Source organism: Pseudomonas sp. SDO52101_S400 (assembly GCF_054071635.1).
Genome location: NZ_JBSVWF010000106.1, coordinates 1 through 9706, shown reverse-complemented (window position 1 = coordinate 9706; position 9706 = coordinate 1). Strand labels below are relative to the sequence as shown.

Below are 9706 nucleotides of genomic sequence, written 5' to 3'. Positions count from 1 at the left end.
TGGACCATATTCTCCTGACAGAACGCGGTCACTGTGGGAGCGGGCTTGCTCGCGAAGGGGCCAGTGCAGACGCCATCAAATCTGGCTGATAAAGGTGCCAGTACCATCAAGAATGTTCTTCAGGGTTTCCTCGACCTCGGCCAGATCCACCATGTCCGGGTTGTAGGTGATTTCCAGCACATCATCGCCATTCAGCGCATCGGCATCCGCTGCGGCGATTTCGATCTTCAACAGGGTCTTGCTCAGGGTGACCTTCACGCCATCGAGGGTCGACGGCTCGCCATCCAGGGTGATCTCCAGCTCATCCTCGTCCGGATAGCGGCTCATCAGAAACATTTCGCCCTTGTCGCTGTGGCAGCAGAGCATGGCCATGTTGTCTTCTTCGTCGTCGCACGGGTTGACGATCAAAAGGGCGGTGGTCATTTGCATGGGAAATTCCTGCCTCGGCGGGCGTGTTGGTCACAATTGGGCGCGATTCTGCCAGCCCTCGGGAATTTCTGCATGTGAGAGTGTCAGAGGATGTGTCGTGAACGCGACACAGGTCAATGGTCATTTCTGGCACGCATGTACCGTAAAACCGGGGATTGGGACCGGCGTTCTGCCCCATGAATGCTAGTGTTTACCGATGCGCTTGCCTTGGTTTACGTGCCAATGACCGAATATGTCGCAGCACCGCAAGCAGACACATTGTCGCACCCATTAAGCTGCGCAACGGATGAGCACCCGTAAAGGCATTGTCGCAGGCTCCAAAGTGATGCCGGACAGTCGTTTTTGCAGATGCCCATTCATGGAAGGTGAATGTGACCTGAGTGTCTCGTCCAGCTTCACCCACCTGTCACCCTGTTTCCTCTGCCCGAGATTCAGGAACAGGGCGACGGAACGCCCCGAAAGGGGTTTTGTACGCGACGCTTTCCATCAATAACAAGCCCAAGCGGAGTACCACAGATGGCGTTCTTCACCGCAGCCAGCAAAGCCGACTTCCAGCACCAACTGCAAGCGGCACTGGCGCAGCACATCAGTGAACAGGCACTGCCACAAGTGGCGCTGTTCGCTGAACAATTCTTCGGCATCATTTCTCTGGACGAGCTGACCCAACGTCGCCTCTCCGACCTCGCTGGCTGTACTCTTTCTGCGTGGCGCCTGCTTGAGCGCTTCGATCACGCGCAACCGCAAGTGCGCGTCTACAACCCCGATTACGAACGTCATGGCTGGCAGTCGACCCACACCGCGGTCGAAGTGCTGCACCACGACCTGCCGTTTCTGGTGGACTCGGTGCGTACCGAGCTGAACCGCCGCGGCTACAGCATCCACACCCTGCAGACCACCGTGCTCAGCGTGCGTCGTGGCAGCAAGGGCGAGTTGCTGGAAATCCTGCCTAAAGGCACCAGCGGTGAAGGCATTCAGCACGAATCGCTGATGTACCTGGAAATCGACCGCTGCGCCAACGCGGCCGAATTGAATGTGCTGTCCAAGGAACTGGAACAGGTCCTGGGTGAAGTCCGCGTCGCGGTCGCCGATTTCGAGCCGATGAAGGCCAAGGTGCAGGAAATCCTCACCAAGCTCGATAACAGCGCATTTGCCGTCGATGCCGACGAGAAGACCGAAATCAAGAGCTTCCTGGAATGGCTGGTGGGCAACCACTTCACCTTCCTCGGCTACGAAGAGTTCACCGTTGTCGATCAGGCCGATGGCGGCCATATCGAATACGACCAGAACTCCTTCCTCGGTCTGACCAAGATGCTGCGCACCGGTCTGACCAACGAAGACCGTCACATCGAAGACTACGCCGTGAACTACCTGCGTGAACCGACCCTTTTGTCGTTCGCCAAGGCTGCGCACCCGAGCCGCGTCCACCGTCCGGCCTACCCGGACTACGTGTCGATCCGTGAAATCGATGCCGACGGCAAAGTCATCAAGGAACACCGCTTCATGGGCCTGTACACCTCGTCGGTGTATGGCGAAAGCGTACGTGTGATCCCTTACATCCGCCGCAAGGTCGAAGAGATCGAGCGTCGTTCCGGCTTCCAGTCCAAGGCTCACCTGGGCAAGGAACTGGCACAGGTTCTGGAAGTATTGCCGCGTGACGACCTGTTCCAGACTCCGGTCGACGAACTGTTCAGCACCGTGATGTCGATCGTGCAGATCCAGGAACGCAACAAGATCCGCGTGTTCCTGCGCAAAGACCCGTACGGTCGTTTCTGCTACTGCCTGGCCTACGTGCCACGCGACATCTACTCCACCGAAGTTCGCCAGAAAATCCAGCAAGTGCTGATGGAGCGCCTGAAGGCGACCGACTGCGAGTTCTGGACCTTCTTCTCCGAGTCCGTGCTGGCCCGCGTGCAACTGATCCTGCGCGTAGACCCGAAAAACCGCATCGACATCGACCCGCTGCAACTGGAAAACGAAGTCATCCAGGCTTGCCGCAGCTGGCAGGACGACTACGCCGCCCTGACCGTCGAAACCTTCGGCGAAGCCAACGGCACCAACGTGCTGGCGGACTTCCCGAAAGGCTTCCCGGCCGGCTACCGCGAGCGTTTCGCTGCGCACTCGGCCGTGGTCGACATGCAGCACTTGCTCAACCTGAGCGAGAAGAAGCCGCTGGCCATGAGCTTCTACCAGCCGCTGGCTTCCGGCCCGCGCGAGCTGCACTGCAAGCTGTATCACGCCGATACCCCGCTGGCGCTGTCCGACGTGCTGCCGATCCTGGAAAACCTCGGCCTGCGCGTACTGGGCGAGTTCCCGTATCGCCTGCGTCACAACAACGGCCGCGAGTTCTGGATCCACGACTTCGCGTTCACTGCCGCTGAAGGCATGGACCTGGACATCCAGCAGCTCAATGACACCCTGCAGGACGCGTTCGTCCACATCGTGCGCGGCGACGCCGAAAACGATGCGTTCAACCGTCTGGTGCTGACCGCCGGCCTGCCATGGCGCGACGTCGCGCTGCTGCGTGCCTACGCTCGTTACCTGAAGCAGATCCGCCTGGGCTTCGACCTCGGCTACATCGCCAGCACCCTGAACAACCACACCGACATCGCTCGCGAACTGACCCGGTTGTTCAAGACCCGCTTCTACCTGGCACGCAAGCTGGGCAGCGACGATCTGGACGACAAGCAACTGCGTCTGGAACAAGCGATCCTGACCGCGCTGGACGACGTTCAAGTCCTCAACGAAGACCGCATCCTGCGTCGTTACCTGGACTTGATCAAAGCGACCCTGCGCACCAACTTCTACCAGACTGACGCCAACGGCCAGAACAAGTCGTACTTCAGCTTCAAGTTCAACCCGCACTTGATCCCTGATCTGCCGAAACCGGTTCCGAAGTTCGAAATCTTCGTTTACTCGCCACGCGTCGAAGGCGTGCACCTGCGCTTCGGCAACGTCGCTCGTGGCGGCCTGCGCTGGTCCGACCGTGAAGAAGACTTCCGTACCGAAGTCCTCGGCCTGGTAAAAGCCCAGCAAGTGAAGAACTCGGTCATCGTGCCGGTGGGTGCGAAGGGCGGCTTCCTGCCGCGTCGCCTGCCACTGGGCGGCAGCCGTGACGAGATCGCGGCCGAGGGCATCGCCTGCTACCGCATCTTCATCTCGGGTCTGTTGGACATCACCGACAACCTGAAGGACGGCAAACTGGTACCGCCGGCCAACGTCGTGCGTCATGACGACGATGACCCGTACCTGGTGGTCGCGGCGGACAAGGGCACTGCAACCTTCTCCGACATCGCCAACGGCATCGCCATCGACTACGGCTTCTGGCTGGGTGACGCGTTCGCGTCCGGTGGTTCGGCCGGTTACGACCACAAGAAAATGGGCATCACCGCCAAGGGCGCGTGGGTCGGCGTACAGCGCCACTTCCGCGAGCGCGGCATCAATGTCCAGGAAGACAGCATCACTGTGGTCGGCGTGGGTGACATGGCCGGTGACGTGTTCGGTAACGGCCTGTTGATGTCCGACAAGCTGCAACTGGTTGCTGCGTTCAACCACATGCACATTTTCATCGACCCGAATCCGAACCCGGCCACCAGCTTCGTCGAGCGTCAGCGCATGTTCGACCTGCCGCGTTCGGCATGGTCCGACTACGACACCAGCATCATGTCCGAAGGCGGCGGCATCTTCTCGCGCAGCGCGAAGAGCATTGCCATCTCGCCACAGATGAAAGAACGCTTCGACATCCAGGCCGACAAGCTGACCCCGACCGAACTGCTGAACGCCTTGCTCAAGGCACCGGTGGATCTGCTGTGGAACGGCGGTATCGGTACTTACGTGAAAGCCAGCACCGAAAGCCACGCCGATGTCGGCGACAAGGCCAACGATGCACTGCGCGTGAACGGCAACGAACTGCGCTGCAAAGTCGTGGGCGAGGGCGGTAACCTCGGCATGACCCAGCTGGGTCGTGTGGAGTTCGGTCTCAATGGCGGCGGTTCCAACACCGACTTCATCGACAACGCCGGTGGCGTGGACTGCTCCGACCACGAAGTAAACATCAAGATCCTGCTGAACGAAGTGGTTCAGGCTGGCGACATGACCGGCAAGCAACGCGACCAGTTGCTGGCAAGCATGACCGACGAAGTCGGTGGTCTGGTGCTGGGCAACAACTACAAGCAGACTCAGGCCCTGTCCCTGGCTGCCCGCCGTGCCTACGAGCGTGCCGCCGAGTACAAACGCCTGATGAGCGATCTGGAAGGCCGTGGCAAGCTGGACCGCGCCATCGAGTACCTGCCGACCGAGGAGCAGCTCACCGAGCGCGCCGCGACTGGCAAGGGCCTGACCCGTCCGGAACTGTCGGTACTGATCTCGTACAGCAAGATCGACCTCAAGCAACAGCTGCTGGACTCGCTGGTGCCGGACGACGACTACCTGACCCGCGACATGGAAACCGCGTTCCCGCCGAGCCTGGTCAGCAAGTTCGCCGATGCCATGCGCCGTCACCGTCTGAAGCGCGAGATCGTCAGCACCCAGATCGCCAACGATCTGGTCAACCACATGGGCATCACCTTCGTTCAGCGACTCAAAGAGTCCACCGGCATGACCCCGGCGAACGTGGCAGGCGCTTATGTGATCGTGCGTGACATCTTCCACCTCCCGCACTGGTTCCGTCAGATCGAAGCGCTGGACTATCAGGTCTCCGCTGACGTGCAACTGGAGTTGATGGACGAGCTGATGCGTCTGGGCCGTCGCGCTACGCGCTGGTTCCTGCGTGCCCGCCGCAACGAGCAGAACGCTGCCCGTGACGTCGCGCATTTCGGTCCGCACCTGAAGGAGCTGGGCTTGAAGCTGGACGAACTGCTGAGCGGCGAAATCCGCGAAAACTGGCAGGCGCGTTATCAGGCTTACGTCGCGGCCGGTGTACCGGAACTGCTGGCGCGTATGGTGGCGGGCACAACCCACCTCTACACGCTGCTGCCGATCATCGAAGCGGCCGATGTGACCGGTCAGGATCCAGCCGAAGTGGCCAAGGCGTACTTCGCCGTGGGCAGCGCGCTGGACATCACCTGGTACATCTCGCAGATCAGCGCCTTGCCGGTTGAAAACAACTGGCAGGCCCTGGCCCGTGAAGCGTTCCGCGACGACGTCGACTGGCAGCAACGCGCGATCACCATCGCCGTTCTGCAAGCAGGCGGCGGCAACCTGGACGTGGAAGAGCGTCTGGCACTGTGGATGGCGCAACACGATGCGATGATCCAGCGCTGGCGCGCCATGCTGGTGGAAATCCGTGCCGCCAGCGGCACCGACTACGCCATGTACGCGGTGGCCAACCGTGAGCTGAACGACGTGGCGTTGAGCGGTCAGGCGGTTGTGCCTGCTGCAGCGACTGCGGAGCTTGAGCTTGCTTGAGTAGCCGTTGAATGAAAAAGCCCCGCTCTCGAGAGAGGCGGGGCTTTTTTATGTCTGGTGTTCGGCGGTATTTGTGTGGTGCTGCGTAGATCCAACCCCCTCACCCCAACCCTCTCCCCCAGGGGGGCGAGGGGGAAAGGGAGCCGATCTTCATGCTGTTCAAGCCTGAGTTCGACTCAGAAATAACAGGTCGATGTATTTCGCCAATACTACTCGGTCAGTTCCCTCTCCCCCCGGGAGAGGGCTAGGGTGAGGGCAGCGGTCTAACTATCACTGCATACTAAGACCTTGTTTACGCTCGAGCATCGACACGTTATCCGTCGACCTGGTCAACAAATTACTGAGCGACTGATCAAACTTCTGCAACGCCCGAACCTGAACTTCCTGCTGCTGATTAATATCCGCAACAATCTCTTCGGAACGCTTGAAGTCCGCCCAGACCGGCGTCAACTCTTTCGCCTCGGCCCCCTTGGCCGTCCCGATATAGTTCAACTTCCCGTCATAAAAGTCCGCACTCACATCCGCCTTGATGTCCGAACTGCGCGAGGTAATCAACTGGCTGTGAGTATCGACGATCGCCACCACATCCGGCTTCGCCGCACGCAGGCTCTGCATGTCCGGGTACACGGTGACCGAACCGAACTGGCGCTGCAGCGAGGCTTTCACCCAATCCACGGCCATGTCCGGTTTTGAAGTGGCGACGTAGGCATCATGGATCGGCTGCACCAATAAACTCTGGCCGAAACCGGTGCCGGCGTTGGCCTGATAGTCGCGCAGGTATTCGCGGTTGGTTTGGGTGCTCGGGCTGTAGACGACGCCCAGCGAGACACCGGGACCACTTTTCACCTGGGCGGCGCTGCTGCGGCCGACCGGTTGGGTGAACAGTGTGTCGAGGGAGGAAACCGCTTTTGGAGCGGTAGGAACTGAACAGGCGGACAAGGCTAAAACCGATATCGCCAAGGTACTGGCAAAGGCAAGTTTCATGGTGAGTCTCCCGTGAAGCAACTTCAGTCGGAAAGTCAGAGGTGTCGGGGTTGCTTAAATGGAACCGGCGACAGTTGCCTCAGACTACTCCCGCGAAACTGAAAACAACCTGACAATTTGCTGAATGACTGTCATGCAATAGTTTTATTGGCTGTAAGGGTTTTTGATTAATTGCCGCGAGAAATAAAAAAGGCGCAAATCAACAATTTGCGCCTTTTATTTATGGCTGGTTAAACAACCATCAGTTTTTCAAGGGGATCAGCACTTGCTCGTCAGGTGACAGCACCATGAACACCAGCAACTTGGCTGGCTTGGTTTTGCTGGCGTTTTTCGACACCAGATGTTCGGAGCCGGCGGGCTCGTACCAGAACTGGCCCTTCTTGTAGGTGATCGCTTGTTCGCCCTTGACCTGGGAAGTCACCTCGCCCTCGAGAACATACGCCATCGCCGTGCCGTCGTGTTTGTGGGCGATGGAGGACTGGCCGGGTTTGTAGTCGACTTCGATCATCATGGCTTTTTTGCCGGGGACGTTTTTCAGCATCTGGTCCTGCAGGACCGAGACCTTCTCGGAGGCATCGTGGGCCAGGACTGGAACGGAAAGGCTGAGGGCGAGGGCGGCGGCAAAGCAGTGCAGGAGTTTCATGGCGGGTCACCTGTGAAGTGGGGGAGTCGGTCTTCACAGTAGTCCGCGTGCAGGTCTAATCAAACGGCCAATATTCGGGAAGATCGGGTGACCAATCCTTGAAATTTCAGCGCTTGTGAATACGCCTTCGCGGGCAAGCCCGCTCCCACAGGGTTTTGTGTAGTTCACAAATAATATGAACCACACAGAAAACTGTGGGAGCGGGCTTGCTCCGGGCGGCGTTCCGACGAAGGCGTCGGATCAGACGATAGGAAACGAGTTGAAATCCACACTATTGGCCAGCCGACTATCAATCAAATCGATAAACCCCTGTGCCTCAGGCCGGTTGAAGTGCGCCTGCATCGCCGCTTCCGACTGCCAATGGGCACTGACCGTCCAGCGGTGGCTGTCGTCGGGGCAGCGGTCGACCATATAGGAATCGCAGCCCGGCGTTTCCCGCAGGGTTTCGACGATCTTCTGCAACTGCTTGCCCAGCTCCTCGGAGCGGCCGGCCGCAGCCTGCACCTGTACGGTGTTGATCACTTCGTTGGACATTGCTCACACTCCTGAATCAGGCCGGACGAATCCTGCTCATTGAGGGATAACGCCTGTGCAGAATAGGCCTGCACCCCCGGATCACCAATAACCAATCGGCGGGTAATCCGTTAGGCCAATCTATCAGGCGACCTGTTGCAGAATGTCGCGCAGGCGATCCAGCGCGATATCGATGTCCAGTGTCTCGATGGCGCCAAAACCGAAGTACATCCCACTTCTGGCCGGCTGCTGGTAATAGAAGCCGTCGATGGCGTACAGCCCGACTTCGACCTTTTTCGCCAGTTCGATCACCAGCGGCAAGTCGATCGGCACCCGGCAGAACACCGCCATATGGAAGCCCGCGCTGGCCGGCACGGCCTCCAACCACGGCGACAGGTCGGTGGACATGCGCGCCAGGATCCGCTCGCGGCGCTGGGCGTAAATGGTGTGGCAGCGGCGGATGTGCTTGAGCAGGCAACCCTCGGCGATGAACTTGGCCAGCGCCCACTGGGGCAGGGTGGAGGCGTGCAGATCGGTGAGCTGCTTGGCGCGGATCACCGCTTCGAGGATCGCCGGTGGCAGGATCGCGTAACCGAGGCGTAGCTCTGGCAGCAGGGTTTTCGAGAAGGTGCCGACGTAAGCGACGATGCCGCGCTGATCGAGGTTGTGGAGTGAATCGGTCGGTCGGCCCTCGTAGCGGAACTCGCTGTCATAGTCGTCCTCGATGATGATCGCGCCAAGCTCGTAGGCTCGAGCCAGCAAGGCCTCGCGCCGCGCGTGGCTCATCGGCATCCCTAGCGGGAACTGGTGCGACGGCGTCACGTAGATCAACCGCGTGCCGTCGGGAATGTGCTCGACCTGAATCCCTTCCGCATCCACCGGCACCCCGGCCACGTTGGCGCCGTGAGTACCGAACAGCAGCCGTGCCGGCGGGTAACCCGGATCTTCCATCGCCACCAGACTGCCGGGGCGCAGCAGCACCCGGGCGATCAGGTCCAGCGCCTGTTGCGCGCCGTTGCACACCACGATGTCTTCGTCCTGACAGTTCACGCCACGGGAGAACGCGATGTGCCGGGCAATCGCATTGCGCAGCGCCGGCAAGCCTTCCGCCACGCTGTAAAAACCCTTGGAACCGGCCATTTGCCGCATGGCGTGGGACACGCAGCGGCGCCAGTCATCGTGGGGGAACTGGCCCTTGCTGGTGGCGCCGCCGATAAAGTCGTAGCGCAGCGAGCCTTGCAGCGTCGGATGGCGCAGGAATACCGGCAGGTTGCACCAGCTCTCGATTACCTCGGAACTGGCCAGCTCGGAATGGCTTTGCTTGCGCTGCACCGGCGTCGAACGGGCGTTGACGTACGTGCCTTTGCCGATTACGCCAGTGAGGAAGTTTTCGTAAGTCAGCTGCGCGTAAGTGTCGGAAATGGTCTTGCGCGAAATCCCCAGTTGCTCGGCGAGCAAGCGGCTGGGCGGCAGCTGCGTGCCGGCAGCAAGGCGCCCGGATTCAATGGCGCCCCGCAGCTGCTGATACAACTGACCGGCCAGATCCTTGCGGCCGTTGATCACGACATGAAGTTCCATACCGACGGGGCTCTCCGGGAAATTGAGTGTGCCGGCCAGATTACTCCCGAATGCATGCGGGGCAGAAGTTGCGTAGTGCAAATACCCGGAATTGGCGCAGGACCCTTGTGGGAGCGGGCTTGCTCGCGAAAGCGGTGTGTCAGTCGATATTTTAGT

The 9706-nt window shown here is 60.0% G+C and carries 6 protein-coding genes; 1 reads left to right on the top strand and 5 read right to left on the bottom strand.

The window, feature by feature from the left end; genetic code table 11:
* Window positions 1–75 precede the first annotated feature (75 nt).
* Window positions 76–429 carry a hypothetical protein gene (locus ACW9HX_RS28425; RefSeq protein ID WP_248740689.1) on the bottom strand — a complete coding sequence of 118 codons (354 nt, stop codon included), beginning with the start codon at window positions 427–429 and terminating at the stop codon, window positions 76–78.
* A 516-nt stretch (window positions 430–945) separates the two neighbouring features.
* Here ACW9HX_RS28425 and ACW9HX_RS28420 point away from each other — a divergent pair.
* Window positions 946–5832 (top strand): NAD-glutamate dehydrogenase, encoded by a 4887-nt coding sequence (locus ACW9HX_RS28420; RefSeq protein ID WP_457383129.1) that lies wholly within the window; start codon window positions 946–948, stop codon window positions 5830–5832.
* A gap of 270 nt (window positions 5833–6102) precedes the next feature.
* Here the strand turns inward: ACW9HX_RS28420 and ACW9HX_RS28415 are convergent, their stop codons facing one another.
* The 4 genes from ACW9HX_RS28415 to pdxR form a co-directional block, all read right to left on the bottom strand.
* Window positions 6103–6816 (bottom strand): ATPase, encoded by a 714-nt coding sequence (locus ACW9HX_RS28415; protein ID WP_457383128.1) that lies wholly within the window; start codon window positions 6814–6816, stop codon window positions 6103–6105.
* A gap of 241 nt (window positions 6817–7057) precedes the next feature.
* Window positions 7058–7459: a cupin domain-containing protein gene (locus ACW9HX_RS28410; RefSeq protein WP_457383127.1), complete on the bottom strand. Its 402-nt coding sequence runs from the start codon at window positions 7457–7459 to the stop codon at window positions 7058–7060.
* A gap of 240 nt (window positions 7460–7699) precedes the next feature.
* Window positions 7700–7993 carry a putative quinol monooxygenase gene (locus ACW9HX_RS28405; protein WP_096820028.1) on the bottom strand — a complete coding sequence of 98 codons (294 nt, stop codon included), beginning with the start codon at window positions 7991–7993 and terminating at the stop codon, window positions 7700–7702.
* A 123-nt stretch (window positions 7994–8116) separates the two neighbouring features.
* Window positions 8117–9550: a MocR-like pyridoxine biosynthesis transcription factor PdxR gene (gene pdxR / locus ACW9HX_RS28400; RefSeq protein ID WP_457383126.1), complete on the bottom strand. Its 1434-nt coding sequence runs from the start codon at window positions 9548–9550 to the stop codon at window positions 8117–8119.
* Window positions 9551–9706: the final 156 nt, after the last annotated feature.

Coding starts and splice junctions, on each gene's coding strand:
- ACW9HX_RS28420 (WP_457383129.1), top strand. CDS start 946: ATGGCGTTCTTCACCGCAGCCAGCAAAGCCGACTTCCAGCACCAACTG.
- ACW9HX_RS28425 (WP_248740689.1), bottom strand. CDS start 429: ATGCAAATGACCACCGCCCTTTTGATCGTCAACCCGTGCGACGACGAA.
- ACW9HX_RS28405 (WP_096820028.1), bottom strand. CDS start 7,993: ATGTCCAACGAAGTGATCAACACCGTACAGGTGCAGGCTGCGGCCGGC.
- ACW9HX_RS28410 (WP_457383127.1), bottom strand. CDS start 7,459: ATGAAACTCCTGCACTGCTTTGCCGCCGCCCTCGCCCTCAGCCTTTCC.
- pdxR (WP_457383126.1), bottom strand. CDS start 9,550: ATGGAACTTCATGTCGTGATCAACGGCCGCAAGGATCTGGCCGGTCAG.
- ACW9HX_RS28415 (WP_457383128.1), bottom strand. CDS start 6,816: ATGAAACTTGCCTTTGCCAGTACCTTGGCGATATCGGTTTTAGCCTTG.